General features: G+C 66.5%; 14 protein-coding genes. 9 read left to right on the top strand and 5 right to left on the bottom strand.

All coding sequences use genetic code 11. The features are described 5' to 3' along the window. Positions 1 to 15 precede the first annotated feature (15 nt). Genes QTH91_RS09205 through QTH91_RS09220 form a run of 4 tightly spaced genes read left to right on the top strand, consistent with a single transcriptional unit; the run spans position 16 to position 7,697 of the window. Positions 16 to 4,107 (top strand): YhdP family protein, encoded by a 4,092-nt coding sequence (locus QTH91_RS09205; RefSeq protein WP_286659776.1) that lies wholly within the window; start codon positions 16 to 18, stop codon positions 4,105 to 4,107. A gap of 28 nt (positions 4,108 to 4,135) precedes the next feature. Then, positions 4,136 to 4,951, top strand: a complete 816-nt coding sequence (locus tag QTH91_RS09210) for a carbon-nitrogen hydrolase family protein (RefSeq protein ID WP_286659777.1) — start codon at positions 4,136 to 4,138, stop codon at positions 4,949 to 4,951. A gap of 35 nt (positions 4,952 to 4,986) precedes the next feature. Further along, positions 4,987 to 7,059 carry a PAS domain S-box protein gene (locus QTH91_RS09215; RefSeq protein WP_286659778.1) on the top strand — a complete coding sequence of 691 codons (2,073 nt, stop codon included), beginning with the start codon at positions 4,987 to 4,989 and terminating at the stop codon, positions 7,057 to 7,059. Between the two features lie 2 nt (positions 7,060 to 7,061). Continuing rightward, a complete protein-coding gene (locus QTH91_RS09220; protein WP_286659779.1) occupies positions 7,062 to 7,697 on the top strand; it encodes a response regulator transcription factor in 636 nt (211 codons plus the stop codon). 9 nt (positions 7,698 to 7,706) lie between these two features. On the opposite strand, the gene QTH91_RS09225 is transcribed toward QTH91_RS09220, so the two are convergent. Together QTH91_RS09225 and QTH91_RS09230 are read right to left on the bottom strand one after the other, a co-directional pair. Further along, a complete protein-coding gene (locus QTH91_RS09225) occupies positions 7,707 to 8,369 on the bottom strand; it encodes a YiaD family glycine zipper/OmpA-like lipoprotein (RefSeq protein ID WP_286659780.1) in 663 nt (220 codons plus the stop codon). Positions 8,370 to 8,443: 74 nt separating this feature from the next. Continuing rightward, entirely contained in the window at positions 8,444 to 8,581 is a 138-nt protein-coding gene (locus QTH91_RS09230; protein ID WP_286659781.1) for a hypothetical protein, read from the bottom strand. On the opposite strand from QTH91_RS09230, the gene mltA reads away from it, so the two are divergent. Both mltA and QTH91_RS09240 read left to right on the top strand, forming a co-directional pair. After that, entirely contained in the window at positions 8,580 to 9,713 is a 1,134-nt protein-coding gene (mltA, locus tag QTH91_RS09235) for a murein transglycosylase A (protein ID WP_286659782.1), read from the top strand. The two genes, QTH91_RS09230 and mltA, sit on opposite strands and share 2 nt — an antisense overlap. Before the next feature lie 203 nt (positions 9,714 to 9,916). Beyond that, positions 9,917 to 11,929: a PhoX family protein gene (locus QTH91_RS09240; protein WP_286659783.1), complete on the top strand. Its 2,013-nt coding sequence runs from the start codon at positions 9,917 to 9,919 to the stop codon at positions 11,927 to 11,929. Positions 11,930 to 11,981: 52 nt separating this feature from the next. Here the strand turns inward: QTH91_RS09240 and QTH91_RS09245 are convergent, their stop codons facing one another. Then, entirely contained in the window at positions 11,982 to 12,407 is a 426-nt protein-coding gene (locus QTH91_RS09245; protein ID WP_286659784.1) for a PaaI family thioesterase, read from the bottom strand. Between the two features lie 263 nt (positions 12,408 to 12,670). On the opposite strand from QTH91_RS09245, the gene QTH91_RS09250 reads away from it, so the two are divergent. Continuing rightward, positions 12,671 to 13,192: a PTS sugar transporter subunit IIA gene (locus QTH91_RS09250; protein ID WP_286659785.1), complete on the top strand. Its 522-nt coding sequence runs from the start codon at positions 12,671 to 12,673 to the stop codon at positions 13,190 to 13,192. A 133-nt stretch (positions 13,193 to 13,325) separates the two neighbouring features. Continuing rightward, the gene (locus QTH91_RS09255; protein WP_286659786.1) at positions 13,326 to 14,087 is read left to right on the top strand and encodes a TorF family putative porin; all 762 of its coding nucleotides are present in this window, start codon (positions 13,326 to 13,328) and stop codon (positions 14,085 to 14,087) included. Between the two features lie 38 nt (positions 14,088 to 14,125). On the opposite strand, the gene QTH91_RS09260 is transcribed toward QTH91_RS09255, so the two are convergent. Both QTH91_RS09260 and QTH91_RS09265 read right to left on the bottom strand, forming a co-directional pair. After that, positions 14,126 to 14,425: a hypothetical protein gene (locus tag QTH91_RS09260; protein WP_286659787.1), complete on the bottom strand. Its 300-nt coding sequence runs from the start codon at positions 14,423 to 14,425 to the stop codon at positions 14,126 to 14,128. Between the two features lie 194 nt (positions 14,426 to 14,619). After that, complete coding sequence (locus QTH91_RS09265; protein WP_286659788.1) at positions 14,620 to 15,090, bottom strand: Lrp/AsnC family transcriptional regulator; 471 nt, start codon at positions 15,088 to 15,090, stop codon at positions 14,620 to 14,622. 152 nt (positions 15,091 to 15,242) lie between these two features. Here QTH91_RS09265 and mdeB point away from each other — a divergent pair, with 152 nt between their 5' ends. After that, the gene (gene mdeB / locus QTH91_RS09270; protein WP_390367947.1) at positions 15,243 to 17,816 is read left to right on the top strand and encodes an alpha-ketoglutarate dehydrogenase; all 2,574 of its coding nucleotides are present in this window, start codon (positions 15,243 to 15,245) and stop codon (positions 17,814 to 17,816) included. Positions 17,817 to 17,874: the final 58 nt, after the last annotated feature.

Below are 17,874 nucleotides of genomic sequence, written 5' to 3' on the forward strand. Positions count from 1 at the left end.
ACCGCGCGCCCTTCAATGAATGTCACAGCGTCTCCCCCTTCACGATGGCTCTCGATCACCGCGGTGACGGCGCGCTGGGCGCTTGGCCTGGTGGCGGCTGCATGGATCGTGTTCGCCTTGGTGGTCGTTGTCCTACACGGCTGGATTGTGCCGCGAATCGGCGAATACCGTGGTGCCCTGGAGGCACAAGCCACACGGTCCATCGGGGTGCCCGTGCGCATCGGCACCATGAGCGCGCAGGCACAGGGCTGGCGCGGCGCCTTCTTCCCCACCATCGAGCTGCGTGATGTCGTGCTGCTCGACCCGCAAGAGCGCGAGGCCCTGCGCCTGCCGCGGGTGGTGGTCACGGTCTCGCCGCGCTCGCTTTGGAACCTGGGTTTCGAGCACGTCTACGTCGAGCGTCCCGAGTTGGAAATGCGCATGGATGCGCAGTCCCGCCTGCATGTGGCCGGCCTGTCCATGCCCGAAGAATCGGCGCGCAACGCCAGTGGCGGCACGCGTGGGGCCGACTGGTTCTTCTCGCTGCGCGACATGCTCATCGAAGGCGGGACGGTCCGCTGGATCGACGAACGCCGCAAGAACGCACCGCCGTTGCTGCTGACGGACGTGCGCTTCGCTGCGCGCAACGGAGCGCGGTCTCATGCGCTGGCGCTCGATGCCACGCCGCCGGAGGGCTGGGGGCAGCGCTTCAGCCTGCGCGGTCAGTTTCGCCAGCCGGTTCTGTCCACGCGCAGCGGCAACTGGCAGCAGTGGGATGGCCAGGTGTTCGCCGACTTGCCCCAGATCGATGTCAGTCGCATCGGCCGCTACGTGGCGCAGGACGAATGGCGCGTGCGCGAAGGGCGTGGCGCCCTGCGCGCCTGGGGCGACGTGAAGAACGGCCGCATCGTCGGCGCGACGCTCGACCTGGGCCTGGACGGGGTCGATGCCACGCTGGCGCCCGAGCTCGCGCCGCTGCAACTGCGCTCGGTCTCCGGACGCCTGGCCTACAAAGATGTCGACGGCGTCTTCGATCTGACCACCACCGGCCTGTCCTTCGAAACCGAAGACCGCCTGCGCTGGCCCGGCGGAGACTTGTCGCTGCGCATGGAGCAGGCGCGAGGCGCGAAGGCCGCTCGCGGGCGGCTGAAGGCAGAACGCCTGGACCTTCAGATGCTCAGCCAGATCGCCGATCGACTGCCCCTGGGCGCCGCACTGCACCGGCAACTGACCGCCCGCGCACCGGCGGGAACCGTCGAGCGCATCGAGGGTGATTGGGAAGGCCCGCTCGAAGCGCCGACCCGCTACCAGATGCGAGGCCGAGCCACCGGTCTGGCCGTGGCGGCCGAAGCCCCGTCGCATGCAGGGGAGCACGGCCAGCCGGGCGTGGCCGGCGCGACGGTGGACTTCGACGCCAACCAGGCCGGCGGCAGCGCCACCATCGCCATTGCGCAAGGCGCGCTGGAGTTTCCGGGCATCTTCGATGAGCCGCGCATTCCCATCGACAGCCTGTCTGCACGCGCCCAGTGGAAGATCGAGGGCGAACGGCTTCAGGTCCAGGTGGACAACCTGCGATTCGCCAATGCCGATGCCCAGGGGGAGGCGCGCGCCACCTGGCGCACCAGCGATCCCGCCACGTCGACCAGCAAGAGCCGTTTCCCGGGCGTGCTGGACATGGAGGGCAGCCTGGGCCGCGCCGACGGCACGCGCGTGTGGCGCTATCTCCCTTTGCATCTGGGCCAGCATGTGCGCGACTATGTGCGCGAGGCGGTGACGGCCGGGCACGCGCGGAACGTCACCTTCCGCGTGCGAGGCGACCTGTGGGACATGCCGTTCACAGACCCGGCCCGTGGCGAGTTCCGCATTGCGGCCACGGTGTCCGACGTCGACTTCGACTACGCACCGCCGCCGGCTTCGCAATCCGCTCGCGCCAAGGGCGCGTCTTCGGCGCCGCGTTGGCCGGCATTGGCCGATGCCAGCGCCGAACTGGTGTTCGAGCGCGCCGGCATGCGCGTCAACAATGCGCGCGGGCGCCTGGCCGGTGCGAACGGAATCGAAGTCGCCAAGGGCGATGCCAGCATCCCCGACATGTCGATCCTGGACCCTGTGCTGCATGTGAACGCGCAGGCCGCCGGACCGCTTGCCGAGGCCCTGCGCGTGGCCGCGCCCCTGGCCGGTCAGGCCCAGTCCTACCTGGAGCAGGTGCGGGCGACTGGCCGTGCCGAATATCGGCTCAAGCTCGAGATGCCGCTCGAGGCGATGGACAAGTCCAAGTTGCAGGCCGGCGTCGAGCTGGTCGACAACGAGGTGCAACTGTCGGCGCAGATGCCTGCGTTCACACAGGCGCGCGGCACGCTCAACTTCACCGAAGCCGGATTCAGCATGAGCGGCTTGCGGGCACGCTTGGCCGGTGGCGACATTCGCCTGGACGGCAAGGGCCGCTACGACGGCAAGGCGAACGACATGAGCTTCAAGGCTCAGGGGCAGCTGAATGCCGAGGGCCTGCGCGACCAGCAGTTCGTGCCCTGGTTGTCCGACCTGGGGCGCCGAATGCGCGGCAGCAGCACCTATCAGGCCGAGTTCGGATGGCGCGATGGCGCGACCGAGTTTTCCTTTGCCAGCAACCTGCAAGGCATGGCGCTGGAGTTGCCTGCGCCGCTGGTCAAGGCGGCCGACCAGCCTCTGGACCTGCGCGTCGAAAAGAAGCTGCTGGCGCGCGGCTCGGGGAAGGGCGCGTCGTCGCCGCTGCAAGATCGCCTGAGCGTGAACCTGGGGCGCATCGCTTCGGCCAGCTGGCTGCGCGACCTGTCGGGTGACACGCCCAAGGTGATCAACGGCGGCATCCTGATGGGCAGCGGCGCCGACGAGGAGTTGGTGATTCCCGCTTCGGGCGTCATGGCCCGGCTGCAGATCGACACCTTCGACATCAGCGCATGGCAGGCGCTGTTTCGCAAGACGTCGGACGGGGTTTCGGAGCCGCCGGACGAGAAGGCCCTGGCCTACCTTCCGAACTCCGTCGCGCTGCATGCGCGCGAGCTGCGCCTGGCCGGCCACAGCCTGCACAACGTGGTGCTGGGCGGCAGCAGGGAAGGCACGCAGTGGCGCACCAACGTCGATGCCGACGAGCTGAGCGGCTACCTGGAATACGGGCACGCCAAGGCCGGACGCGTGATGGCGCGATTCGCCCGCCTGCGGATCGCGCGCAGCGAGGCCAGCGATGTGGAGACGCTGCTCGACGAGCGCGCCGCCACCTTGCCGGCGCTCGACGTCGTGGTGAATGACTTCGAGCTGTATGGCCGCAAGCTCGGCCGCGCCGAGGTGCAGGCGGTCAACCAGGGTGGGCCGCGCCGGGAGTGGCGCATGAGCAAGCTGCTACTGGCCATGCCCGAGGGCGACTTCAACGCAAGCGGCATTTGGGCGATACCGGAGGGCGACAGCGCTGCCGATGGCCGCCGGACCACCATGGATTTCAAGTTCGACATCCGCGACGCCGGCGCGCTGCTCGGCCGCCTGGGCATGAAAGACGTGCTGCGGCGCGGCCAGGGCAGCCTTGGCGGGCAGGTGTCGTGGCGCGGATCGCCTTTCTCCCTCGACTATCCCAGCATGGACGGCAATCTCCATGTGGACGTGCAGAAGGGGCAGTTTCTCAAGGCCGAGCCCGGCATCGCCAAGCTGCTGGGGGTGCTGAGCCTCCAGGCACTGCCGCGCCGCCTGACGCTGGATTTTCGCGATGTGTTCAGCCAGGGCTTTGCCTTCGACTTCATCCGTGGCGATGCGCTGGTGGCGCACGGCGTGGCCACCACCAACAACCTGCAGATGAAGGGCGTGAACGCGGCCGTGCTGATGGACGGTTCGGCCGACATCGCCCAGGAAACGCAGAACCTGCGGGTGGTGGTGGTGCCCGAAATCAGCGCGGGTACGGCGGCGCTGGTGGCCACGGCCATCAACCCCGCCATCGGGCTGGCCACCTTCCTGGCGCAACTGGCGTTGAGCAAGCCGCTGTCCATCGCGGCGACGCAGGAGTTCGACATCGAAGGCACCTGGAGCGATCCGAAGATCACCAAGGTGCAGCGCGCGCCCAGCCGCTCCGTCGACGCGAGCGATCCGGCCTCGGTCGATCGCCCATGACCCCATTGCCTACACAAGGAGATCGAGCATGAAAGTCGCAGCCATCCAGATGGTCTCGGCCGTGGCGCGGGAAGCCAACCTGGCGCGGGCCCACCACCTGCTGGCGCAGGCGCGCGAAGGCGGCGCCGAGCTGGCCGTGCTGCCCGAATATTTCTGCACCATGGGCATGCGCGACACCGACAAGCTGGAGCTTCGCGAATCGCCCGATGCCGGCATGGTGCAAGGCTTCCTGGCCGACGCTGCGCGCGAATTCGGCATGTGGATCGTCGGCGGGACGTTGCCGCTGGAAAGCCCCGAGGAAGGCCACGTGCTCAACACCTCGCTGGCCTATTCGCCCGAAGGCCAGTGCGTGGCGCGCTACGACAAGATCCACCTCTTCTACTTCGACAACGGCCGGGAGCACTACGACGAGCGACGCGTCATCACCCCGGGCACGCAGCCGGTCGTGTTCGAGCTGCCCTCGCGCGACGGGCACGCCTGGCAGGTGGGCATGAGCGTGTGCTACGACCTGCGCTTTCCCGAGCTTTATCGCGCCCTGTCGCGTGCCGGTGCGCAGTTGCTGCTGGTGCCCAGCGCCTTCACCTGGACCACCGGTTCGGCGCATTGGGAAGTGCTGCTGCGTGCGCGGGCCATCGAGAACCTGGCCTGGGTTGTCGCGCCCGCGCAGGGTGGTGAGCACGAAAACGGTCGCCGTACCTGGGGTCAGTCGCTGGTGGCCGATCCATGGGGCACGGTCCAGGCCCAGCAGGCCACGGGCGAAGGCGTGGTCTTGTGCGAGCTGGACTTCGGCCATGTGCAAAGTGCGCGTCAACGCCTGCCGGCACTGTCGCATCGCGTCTTGTAGGCCCCCGCTGCGCTGCCAGGGAGTTCGACCGCCGCATGTCCAGCCTCGCCAAGCCCGACGACGCATTGCCCAGCCCGCTCTGGCGGCGGGCCGCCGTCGCGTATCGGCGGCTGCGCACGCTGTGGCAGCGTTGGTTCCTTTGGGCGTTGCTGGCGCTTCTGGTGATGGCGCTGGTCTCGACCGTGGTCTGGCTGGCCGGACGCCATGAAGTGCAGCAGGTGCAGGAAGCGCTGGAGCGCGATGTCGCCGATGCCGCGGTCGACCTGCGCAACGGCCTGCAGCGCAATGCCCAGAGCCTACGTGCCCTGAACGCCGCCCCCGACCCGCAACGCTGGGCCGATGAGGCGCGCGAACTGCTTCGACTGCACCGGGAATGGCTTCGCATCGAATGGCTCAATCCCAACGCCACCGTCCGCGAGGGCGTAATCACACCGTATCGCGTGCCGGTGCTCGACAACTTCGACCGCCGGCCGGATGAGCTGCGCGACATTCGCCAGCTGTGCCACGGCGCCCGCACCCAGGTAGCGGCCGCCTACAGCCCCAGCCGATTCACGCTGCTGGCCAATGGCGGCGGGATCGAAGTGATGCAGGTCTGCGTCCCGATGGACGACGGCAGCTATGTACTGGCCGCCTATGGCCTGCGCGACCTGCTGAGCGAACTGGTTGCGCCATCGCAGCGACGCGGGCAGGAAGTCTCTCTGGTCGAGCCGGATGGCACGCGCTTGGCGGTGGTGGGCGCGCCGCGCCGCAGCGGCACGCGCGTTTTCACCGCGCTGCAACCGATCGAGCTGCCAGGTGTTCGGCTGCTGCTGCGCATCGACGGCTGGCGTGCCGCACCCGACCTGTTCCCCAACGTGCTCACGGGGCTGGTCACCTTCATCTCGATCGCGCTGGTGTCTGTGCTGATCCTGCTGGCGCGCGACACGCGTCGGCGCCAGAAGGCCGAGCGCGACCTGGCCGAATCGCTGGCCTTTCGCAAGGCAATGGAAGACTCCGTCGTCACCGGTTTGCGCGCCCGCGACCTGCAAGGCCGCATCACCTACGTGAACCCGGCCTTCTGCGAGATGGTGGGCTTCTCGGCCGAAGAATTGATGGGCCAGCACGGGCAACTGCCCTACTGGCCCACTGAACTGGCCCACGAGTACGAGCAGCGACAAGCGGTGCGCCTGGCCGGGACGGCGCCGCCGCGCGAAGGCTTCGAATCGGTCTTCATGCGCAAGGACGGCAGGCGCTTTCCCGTGCTGATCTTCGAGGCGCCCCTCATCAATGCCCAGCAGGTGCAGACCGGCTGGATGAGTGCCTTTGTGGACCTGAGCGAGCAGCGGCGTGTGGAGGAGCTTTCTCGCGCGTCGCAGGAGCGCCTGCAGGCCAGCGCTCGCCTGGCCACCGTGGGCGAGATGGCGTCGTTGCTCAGCCACGAACTCACGCAACCGCTGGCCGCGATCTCCAGCTATGCCACCGGCTCGCTCAATCTGCTCGAACCCGCCGCCCAGAGCGCCTCGGATGACTTGCGCATGGCGCTCACCCGCATCGCGGACCAGGCAACACGGGCCGGCCGCGTGATCCGCAGCGTGCATGACTTCGTGCGCCGTCGCGAGCGTGCCCGAGAAGCCACTCGGCCGGGCAGCCTCGTCGATGCCGTCCTGCCGCTGGTGCAGTTGCAGGCCAGAAAGCTGGGCGTGCGCATCGAACTGAACATCGCCAAGGCGCTGCCGGCGGTGATGTGCGACCGGACGTTGGTAGAGCAAGTGCTGCTCAACCTCGCGCGCAATGGCATGCAGGCCATGGATTCGCCACAGATCGTACGGCGAGAGCTTCGCCTGGGCGCATTGCTCGCACAGGCGAGCCGTTCGAGCAGCGGCGAAGGCCGACGCTGGGTCGAGTTCATGGTGGCGGACATCGGCGTGGGCATCGACGAAGACGTGGCGCAGCGCCTGTTCACCCCCTTCTTCACCACCCGGGGCGACGGCATGGGCCTCGGCCTGAGCCTGTGCCGCACGGTGGTCGAGCAGCATGGCGGCGCGCTCACCTACGAGCCCAACCTGCCCTGCGGCACCATCTTCAGATTCACCCTTCCTGCGGCCGACGGGTCGCCATCCAACGACTGACCATGCAACCCCTGATCGATGGCCTGATCTTCATCGTCGACGACGATGCCAGCGTGCGCGAGGCCCTGGCCTGGCTGCTGCGCTCGCGTCGTCTTCACAGCGAACACTTTGCCGGGGCCGACGATTTCGAGGCGCGTCTTGCGGCCGAAGCCGAACCCGCCGCGCCCAGGCAGCCGCGCTGTCTGCTGCTGGATGTGCGCATGCCCGGCACCAGCGGGCTGGAGCTGTTCGATCGCCTTCGCGCCCGTGGATGGCTCGATGCCATGCCGGTGATCTTCCTGACCGGCCACGCCGACGTCCCGACCGCGGTCGACATGGTCAAGCAAGGCGCCTTCGATTTCTGCGAGAAGCCCTTTTCGGACAACGCGCTGGTCGACCGCATCGAGCATGCGCTGGCCGTTTCGGCACGCGTCATCGACGATCAGAGCCAGCGACGTGTCATTGCGGCGCGCATGGCAGAGCTGACCGAACGCGAACACAAGGTCGCTCGCCTCGTCATCGAAGGCCTGCCCAACAAGCTGATCGCCGATCAGCTCTCGATCAGCGTGCGCACGGTGGAAGTCCACCGCGCGCGCGTGTTCGAGAAGATGGAAGTCAAGTCGGCCGTCGAACTGGCCAACCTGCTTCGAGGGCTCTAGAGAACGCGGTCAGCCCTTGGCTGCCGGAGAACGCTCGCCGGTATAGATCTCGACGCGGCGGTTCTGCGCACGACCTGCAGGGGTGCTGTTGTCGGCCACCGGCTCGCGTGAGCCGCGGCCGTCGATGCGGATCGCCGCGGCGGGCACACCGCGCGACACCAGGTAGTCGCGCGTTGCGGCCGCACGCTGGATCGACAGCGGATCGTTGATCGCATCGGTGCCGGTGTTGTCCGTATGGCCGACGATGCGGACTTCGGCGTTCGGGTTGTTGCGCAGACCTGCGGCGAACTGGTCCAGGATGGGCGCGAAGTTCGACTTGATGTCGGCCCGGCCGGTGTCGAAGGACACGTCGCTCGGAATGTTCAGCTTGAGTTCGTTGTTGGGCGTCTGGGTGACGGCCACGCCGGTTCCCTGTGTCGCCTGCTCCATCTGTCGCTTCTGGTTTTCCATGCGCTGCGACCACAGGTAGCCGCCCGCTGCACCTGCCACCGCGCCAATGGCTGCACCCGCACCGATGGCGCCGCGGTCACCGCCGGTCAGAGAGCCGATCGCCGCGCCAGCCAGCGCGCCCGCGCCAGCACCGATGCCCGTGGTCTTCTGCGTATCGCTCATGTTGGCGCAGCCAGTGAGCAGGATGCCGCTGGACACGACGGACAGTACGAACTTCTTCATGGAGTTTCCTTCCTGGGATCGAATTGGGCTGGCCATTATGGGGAGGTGATGCGGGGCACTTGTGTCAGCCAAAGTCAACGATTGGCGCCGCCTTCGTTGTCGTCCGCCTCGTCGTCGGCCTCGCCGTTCTTGCGGCCCGAGAACATGGTCCACCACACGATCAGTACGAGCACGAGAAGCGCGGCCAGCGCTTCCAGCAAAATCAGACCCATGAAAAAAGGACTCCTTGCGCTTTGGGTGAGCGTGATCCTAGCAACCCTTCTGGTGGGTTGCGGCACGGTTTCGCCCACAGCTCCTCCTGCCCCGGCCCCAAGCCGCCCTGAAGCCCCGATGCCGCCGCTCGGGGGCTCGCTCGCCCATCCGAAGAGTCGATGGGTGCCCGTCGACTGGAGCGAACTGCCGGGCCTGGCCGAAGACCCGACGAGCGAGGCGTGGACTGCCCTGATCTCCAACTGCACGCGTCCCAATGCAGCCTTCGCGCCCTTGTGCGGCGAAGTGCGTCAGATGTTGCTGGGCGACGAGTCGCAGCAGCGCGCCTGGCTCATGCAGCGTCTGCAGCCCTATCGCGTGGAGGCGCTCAACGGCCAGGCCGCCGGCAAGCTCACGAGCTACTACGAGCCCATCTACGACGCATCGCGGCGGCCCGACACGGTGCATACCGTGCCGATCTACGCGCCACCGGTCGGCTTGTCGGCGGGCCGGCCCTGGTTCACCCGGCAGCAGATCGACACGCTGGCGCAGGCGCAGTCCGCGTTGCGCGGCCGCGAGATCGCTTGGATGCGCGATCCGATCGATGCGCTCATGCTGCACATCCAGGGCTCGGGCCGCCTGCGCATCACGGAGCCTGACGGCACGGTGCGCCTGGTGCGCATGGCTTTCGCAGGCACCAACGAACAGCCCTATCGAAGCGTCAACCAGTGGTTGCTGAGCCAGGGCGTCACGCGCATCACGCCGTGGCCCGATGCCACCAAGGACTGGGTGGCCGCGAATCCGCAGCGCCTGCCTCAGTTGCTGTGGAGCAATCCGCGCTACGTGTTCTTCCGCGAGGAGCCGATGAGCGAAGTGGACGCGGCCTTCGGCCCGCGCGGTGCGCAAGGCGTGCCGCTCACGGCCGGCCGATCCATCGCGGTGGATCGCGACAGCATTCCCTATGGCACGCCTGTGTGGCTGGCCTCGTCCGGCCCGACGGTGCAACTGCGCAAGCTCGTGGTGGCGCAGGACACCGGCAGCGCCATCACGGGCGCGGTGCGGGCCGACTACTTTGCGGGCACCGGGCCGGAGGCAGGCAAGCTCGCCGCCGCAGTCGACCAGCCGCTGCGGCTGTGGGTGCTTTGGCCCAAGTGAGTTGAATGCGCCCGCGATGCGGTCGGCACGTTGTGTCTTTCATCCAACGAGTCACGAGACTGTCATGCGCATTCATCGATACGTCACGTGCATTTCCTAAGGTTCCCGCATGGCCCGCCGCTCGGCTGTGGCCAGCGCTAGTGCCGCGTGGCCGCAATTGCGGCGCGCGCACGATCACCCCACGATCCTTGGAAATATCCGACATGACCGACACCGTCGTCACCTATCGCGCCTCGCGTCGCCAGGCGCTCAAGCTGTTTGCCGCACCTCTGCTGCCGCTGGGCGGCGCAGCCCTGCTGACCGCATGCGGTGGCAGCAACGACCCCTCGCCGGCACCGGCGCCCGCTCCAGCACCGGCACCGACCCCGGCACCCGCCGCCGCACCCAACTATGTGTCCACCACGTTCTCGAACATGGCGGCTCCGACGTTGGACAATGCCGCCGCGATGGCGACCACCACGGTCGGTTCGATCATGACGGTGGCCTTCGACGACAACAGCAAGAAGGACTACGCGCTGGCCTACAAGCCCTTCTTCATCACCGGCGACATGGTGCCTAACGGCAGCGGCGGCCAGGTGCTGGCGGGCGGCTACTTCGACATCAACAACCAGCCGATCATGGACAACTCGGTGCCCGGCAAGGAGCGCCAGTTCTTCTCCGATTGCCCAGACGGCACCTCGCTGCTCGCGCTGGACAACCCCACCGTTGCCGGCATCAAGGGCAAGGCGGTGTTTGCCGTGGTGCAGTTCGAATACACCTCGACGGACCAGGCCCTGAACGACATGTACGGCAAGCTGCCGTCGCCCATTGCCGTGCTCACGCTGGACCAGGACCAGACCACCGGCAAGCTGGAGCTGGTCAAGTACCACAACGTCGACATGTCGAGCGCGCACGGCCTGTGGATTACCTGCGGCGCCAGCCTGTCGCCGTGGAACACGCACCTGTCGAGCGAGGAATACGAGCCCGATGCTTTCACCGCCGCGGCCAGCGCGCAGTTCAAGGCTTTCAGCAAGAACGTGTTCGGCAGCGAGACTGCCGCCAAGCCTTATCTCTATGGCCACTTGCCCGAGATCACCGTCAATCCGGATGGCACTGGCAAGGTGACCAAGCACTACTGCCTGGGTCGCATCTCGCACGAGCTGGTTCAGGTCATGCCCGACAACCGCACCGTGCTGATGGGTGACGACGCCACCAACGGAGGCCTGTTCGTCTTCATCGCCGACAAGGAAAAGGACCTTTCCGCCGGCACCTTGTATGCGGCCAAGTACCAGCCCGGCCTGTCGATCGATCCGTCCGCCGCGCCTGCCGCCATCGACTGGATCAATCTCGGCCACGCCACCAGCGCCGAGATCGAGGCATTGGCCAACACCACGTTGGCGACGGACATCTTCGATCTGTCGACCACCGACCCGATGGATGCGAGCTACACCCTGATCTACTACGGTGGCGCGAAGAACTGGATCAAGCTCAAGCCCGGCATGGAGAAGGCCGCGGCCTTCCTGGAAACGCACCGCTACGCCGCTCTGGTGGGCGCCAGCATGGCGTTCACCAAGATGGAAGGCACGACCGTCAACATCGCCGACAAGATGGCCTATTCGGCCCTGGCCAATATCCAGGATTCGATGATCACCAACGGCAAGGGCTGGACTGCCGGCAACAACATCGGCTTTGCCAAGACGCTCAAGGCCGGCGGCGTGCTCGGCCACCGTCTCTCGGGTGGGCTCAAGGACACGGGCAGCGCGGCCATCGACAGCGAATGGATGCCCGCTTCCAGCCACATGGTCATCGTGGGCGAGGACATCACTGCCGATGCCAACGGCAACACCGCCGCGGTCGACAAGATCGCCAGCCCCGACAACCTGAAGTTCTCCGAGAAGATGCGCACGCTGTTCATCGGCGAGGACAGCGGCAACCACGTCAACAACTATCTGTGGGCCTACAACGTCGACACCAAGACGCTCTCGCGCATCATGTCGACGCCCGCCGGCGCTGAATCGACGGGCTTGCATGCCGTCGACGAGATCAATGGCTGGACCTACATCATGAGCAACTTCCAGCACCCGGGCGACTTCATCGGCACGACCGCCGCGAACGTGAAGACCACGCTCGATCCGCTGATCCGCGCCAACTACAAGGACCGCTTCGGCGCTGCCGTGGGCTACCTCACCGCGGACCCGATGCAGCCTTCGCTGGTGGGCAAGGCCGCGACGGCCTGAGCCGGGAAAAAAAGCGGCGGCGCGGCGGCGCGGCCGCGCATCGTCGATCGACTCAATGTCGAGCTGGATCGATGTTGCGCGCCGTGCCCAGCAGCGTGGCGCACAGCGTTTCTCCGCCGTTGCCGTCGACCGCATAGACCTCCGCCGCGCAGATCGTCAGCAGCCGGCTCGCGTCCACCACCCGGCCGCGCGCCCGCAGGTGCGATCCACGGGCCGGCGCCACCAGCTTGAGCGTTCCGTCGATGGTGGCGTTGATCCAGCCTTCGGGCAACACGGTGCCGGCGGCCGACACCGCGGCGAAGTCGGCGATCGCGAACACGGCGGTGGCTTGCAATTGGCCAGGCCGGAAACAGAAGGCGTCGAGCACCGGCATCTGGATCTCCGAGCGCCCGGCTTCCAACTCACGAAAGTCCAACTGCAGCGTGCGGGCCATTGGCATGGCGAGCACCGCGTCGCGGACCTGCTGCGCATTGCTCATCTCTGACTCCTTGGGTCGATGAGCCGCAAGCGTCTCTCCAACGAGGCGCGCCGTGCTATCACCTGCGAGACGAGGCGGCCGTGTTTTGTCTCGCAGGCGTCAGCGGCGGCCAGTCGGATCGCAGTTCAGAAGGAGCTGACCCACACCTGACCCGCTTGCGCTGTCGTTACGGAACTTTGACGGCAGCCCTCCATTTCTTGATGCCGTCTTGTCGCGTCAACGCGCACCATTGGTAGCTCCCCGTGAACGCAGGAGACTTTCCGATGAGTCATGACCCAGAACGCCTCGCCAACTGGATCCAGCCCCAGCAAATACTGGTCGACGTGGACGCGCAGGATGTAGAGCAAGCCTTGACGATCGCTGCAGCGGCTATTTCGAGTGCTCACGTCATCGATGCCGCGCCGATCTTTCGTGCTCTCTGGCGACGTGAGCAGATCGGATCGACCGCGATCGGCCACAACTTGGCGATTCCGCATGCGCGCAGTGACGCAATCGCGTCACCGCTGACAGTCTTCATGCGAACGAGGTCGCCCGTGCAGGTGAGCGACGGCGAACCGATCTCGCAGTTTCTGGTGATCCTTGTTCCGAAGGCGGGGCGCCAGGAGGATCACCTTCAGCTGCTGGCTCTCGCCGCGACGTTGTTCGAAGGCCGTGAGTCGCGCGATCAGATCTCTCGCGCGGCCGACGCTGCTGAGATCGCAAAGGCCTTCCAGAACGCTTTGAAGCGCGTTGCGCGCAACGCCGCCTCCCAGCGCGTCCGACCCGCATTCTTTACGCGTTCTTGATATTTGAAGCGCCAGTATTTACGACGCCTTTTCGACGGTCGAACTAGTCTTGCTGCCTTCTGCAACTTCGCAATCGCGCATGTACTTTTCTCGCACAAGCCTCGCCACAATCGGCGGTGCACTCCTTCTTCCGATGCTGACAGTCTCGACCAGCGCGCAGGCGCAGACGGAGGCTTCGGAGGCCTCTCCCGTCACGGCCAACGTCACGCTGACGACCAACTACAAGTTCCGTGGCCAGGACCAGGACGTGCTGGGCAGCAACGGCAACTTCAAGACCAGCTCGGTCAAGCCGGCCATCCAGGGCGGCTTCGACTACGCGCATGAAAGCGGCTTCTACATCGGCAACTGGAACTCCAGCGTCAACTGGCTGGACGGCAACAGCTTCGAGATGGACGTGTACGGCGGCTACAAGTTCAAGGCCGGTGGTCTGGACTGGGACGTGGGTACCCTGGGCTATGTCTATCCGGGCGCCACGCAAGGCAACACCTGGGAAATCTACGGCTCGGGCAGCATCGCCGGCTTTACCCTCAAGTACTCGCACACGGTCTCGGACGACTACTTCAACTGGGCCGGCAGCAAGGGCGGCTCGGGCCTGTCGGGACGCAATACTGGCTACCTGAACCTGGGCTATGCCTACGAGGTGGTGCCCAAGCTCACGCTGAAGGCCTCGGTGGGCTACACCTTCTTCGCCTCGGACATCAAGGACAACACCACCGCCATCAACTACTACGACTACAACCTCGGTGCGTCGTACGACTTCGGCGCAGGCCTGGCGCTGGGCGCGTACGTGCAAGGCGCCAACAAGGGCAGCGCGTTCGAAGTGACGGGCGCGGACGGCAAGACGCTCAACCCTAACAAGGCCCGCTTCATCGTGGCGTTGACCAAGACCCTCTGACGACGGGTCTGGTCATGGCGGGCATCCTGCGTGTCCGCCTAGTTGACTCGCACCGTACCCTGGATGACGACCCCGGGTTGCGGTGCGGGTACGTAGACCGGCGCAGGCACGTAAGCGGGAGCAGGGCCGTAGTAGGCGGGGCCACGGTCCTTGCATTTGCGCTCCTCCTTGTAGTCGCCGTTTTTCTTCCACTTGCGTTCGACCTTGCAGCCGCCGTCCCAATACTCTTCCTTGTATTCGCGGTGGCCATGCTTGCCCTTGCCGTGTGGGTCGGCTGACGCAAGCAGTGGTGCGAGGACGATGGCCCCGGCCAGGAGAGAAATAACTGAACGTTTCATGATGGGCTCCGTTGTACCCGGACTAGGTTTCCAGCCTTTTTCCGCATATCACGAAGTTAGCAGCGACGACCACTGAGAACGCGCCGTTTCGGGAGCGTTTGCTTGTCAGACGTTGCCGCACCGTAGAGCCGGTACGCATTCCACCGATGGCGCCAAGAATGCTGGCGCCTGGGCAGCAGTCGCGCCCCTCACCCTCAGGGCGCCGCCGGCAAAGGCAGCGCCGTCTTGTAGCGGACCTGCTTGAGCGCAAAGCTCGAGCGGATCTTCTCGATGCCCGCGATGGGTGTGAGTTGCTCGAGGATGAACTTCTCCAGCGCGGCGATGTCGGGCACCGCTACACGGATCAGGTAGTCGCTGTCGCCTGTCATGAGGTAACACTCCATGACTTCTTCATGCTCGCCAATGCGCTGCTCGAAGGCCGCCAGGCTCGCCTTGCTCTGCGAAGTCAGGCTGATGGAAATGAACACGTTCAGGCCGAGGCCCAGCGCCTGGGGATTGGCGATGGCCACATAACGGTCAATCACGCCTGCCGCCTCGAGCGCCTTCACCCGCGCCAGGCATGGGGAGGGCGACAGTTGCACGCGCCGCGCCAGCTCGACGTTGGAAAGGGCGCCGTCGCTTTGCAGTTCCTTGAGGATGCGCAGATCGATGGCGTCGAGCTTCATGATGTAAGAATTTCTTGGATTCGCAGATTGCCGGCAGTTTATGCTGCACGCGTCCACTCGACCGCGTCATATCGGCATCTCATTCTGGACGTCGCGGCCTAGAGTGCGGCACCATGAATGCCCCACTGCATACCGAGCACCTGCGCGCCCTGATGGCCATGACGCCCTCGCCGCTTCCCGATCCCGACCCCGCGGAAAGCGCCGAGTGGCGCGAATCCTTCCTGGCCCTGGTCGACGCGCACGGGCCCGAGCGCGCCCGCTTCATGCTCGACGAACTGGCACGCATCGCGCGCCAGCAGCAGATCGGCTGGCAGCCCGAACTCAGCACGCCCTACGTCAACACGATCGCGGTCGACGCGCAGCCCGCCTTTCCGGGCGACCTCGCCATCGAGGAGCGCCTGGGCTCGCTGATGCGCTGGAACGCGCTGGCGATGGTGGCGCGCGCCAACCAGGCCTACGGCGAGCTCGGTGGGCACATCGCCAGCTATGCCAGCGCGGCCGATCTGTTCGAGGTGGGCTTCAACCACTTCTTTTGCGCGCGAGACGACCGGCACCGGGGAGACCTGGTGTTCTTCCAGCCGCACAGCGCGCCGGGCGTGTATGCACGCGCCTATCTCGAAGGACGCCTGAGCGAGCAGGACCTGCAGCACTATCGGCAGGAGATCGAAGTCGCCGATGGCGCGCGCGGCCTGTGCAGCTACCCGCATCCCTGGCTGATGCCGGACTTCTGGCAATTCCCGACCGGCTCGATGGGCATCGGCCCGATCAGCTCGATCTATCACGCGCGCTTCATGCGCTACTTGTCGCACCGCCGCCTGCTCGACTGCTCGGGCCGCAAGGTGTGGGGCGTGTTCGGCGACGGCGAGATGGACGAGCCCGAATCGATGAGCGCGCTCACCCTGGCCGCACGCGAGAAGCTCGACAATCTGGTTTGGGTGGTCAACTGCAACCTGCAGCGCCTGGACGGTCCGGTGCGCGGCAACGGCCGCATCATCGACGAGCTGGAAAAGCTCTTCGCCGGCGCCGGCTGGAACGTCATCAAGCTCGTGTGGGGCAGCGACTGGGACGGCCTGTTCGCGCGCGACGCCTCCGGTGCGCTGACGCGTGCCTTTGCCGACACGGTGGACGGCCAGATGCAGACCTTCGCCGCCAAGGACGGCCGCTTCAACCGTGAACACTTCTTCGGCCAGAACGAGGCGCTCGCACGCCTGGCCCAAGGCATGACGGACGAGCAGATCGACCGCCTCAAGCGCGGCGGCCATGACATCGTGAAGATCCACGCGGCGTATGCGGCCGCGGCCGCCCATCGTGGCCAGCCGACCGTGATCCTGGCCCACACCAAGAAGGGCTATGGCATGGGCACGGCAGGCCAGGGCCGCATGACCACGCATTCGCAGAAGAAGCTCGATGAAGGCGAACTCCTGGCGTTTCGGAACCGCTTCAACCTGCCACTGTCGGACGAGCAGGCGACGACGCTGTCGTTCTACAAGCCGGCGGCGGACAGCGCCGAGATGCAATACCTGAAGCAGCGTCGCGAGGCGCTGGGCGGCTCCATGCCGCGCCGCGAGACCGCCTGCGACACGTTGCCGGTGCCGGCGCTGGCCAGCTACGCGCAGTTCGCGGTCGCCGCGGCCGGCAAGGAGATGAGCACGACGATGGCCTTCGTGCGCATGCTGGGCAACCTGATGAAAGACGGCCAGTTGGGCCCGCGCATCGTGCCGATCGTGGCCGACGAAGCGCGGACTTTCGGCATGGCCAACCTGTTCAAGCAGGTGGGCATCTATTCGAGCGTTGGCCAGCGCTACGCGCCGGAAGACATCGGCTCGGTGCTGAGCTATCGCGAAGCGATCGATGGCCAGATCCTGGAAGAAGGCATCAGCGAAGCCGGCGCCATTGCGAGCTGGACGGCTGCGGCCACCAGCTACAGCGTGCACGGCCTGGCCATGCTGCCCTTCTACATCTACTACTCGATGTTCGGCTTCCAGCGCGTGGGTGATGCCATCTGGGCTGCGGCCGACCAGCGTGCGCGGGGCTTTCTGCTTGGCGCTACATCTGGCCGGACCACGCTGGGCGGCGAAGGCTTGCAGCACCAGGACGGCAGCAGCCACCTGGTGGCCGCGACCATTCCCAACTGCAAGGCCTACGACCCGGCGTTCGCGGGCGAGATGGCCGTGATCGTCGACGCCGGCATGCGCGAGATGCTGGTCGAGCAGCGCGACGTCTTCTACTACATCACGCTGATGAACGAGAACTACGCGCAGCCGGATGTGCCGCCCGATGCGCATGCCGACATCTTGCGCGGGTGCTATCGCTTCAGCAGCGTCGGGCAGGGATCGCGGCGCGTGACGCTGATGGGCTCGGGCGCGATCTTCACGGAGGTGCTGAAGGCGGCGCGGCTGCTGGCCGAAGATGGCATCGCCTCCGACGTGTTCAGCGTGACGAGCTGGAGCGAGCTCTCGCGCGACGGCCTGGCCTGCGAGGCATCCGGGCAGACGCCGTTCGTGGCGAGCCAGCTGGCGTCGTCGAGCGGCCCGGTGATCGCCGCCACCGACTACGTCAGGGCCGTGGCCGAGAGCGTCCGGGCGCACCTGCCCGAGGGGCGTCGCTTCGTGACGCTGGGCACCGACGGCTTCGGGCGCAGCGACACGCGTGCGGCCCTGCGCCGCTTCTTCGGGGTGGATGCGGCCAGCATCGCGAAGGCGGCGCGCAAGGCACTGGGCGATTGATGCGCGTCGCCTGAACGCGCTGCGCCTCTCCAGGGGCGTCGCCCGCTTCGTGGCGGCG

It is taken from the genome of Variovorax dokdonensis, assembly GCF_030316895.1.
GTDB classification, from domain to species: domain Bacteria; phylum Pseudomonadota; class Gammaproteobacteria; order Burkholderiales; family Burkholderiaceae_C; genus Variovorax; species Variovorax dokdonensis.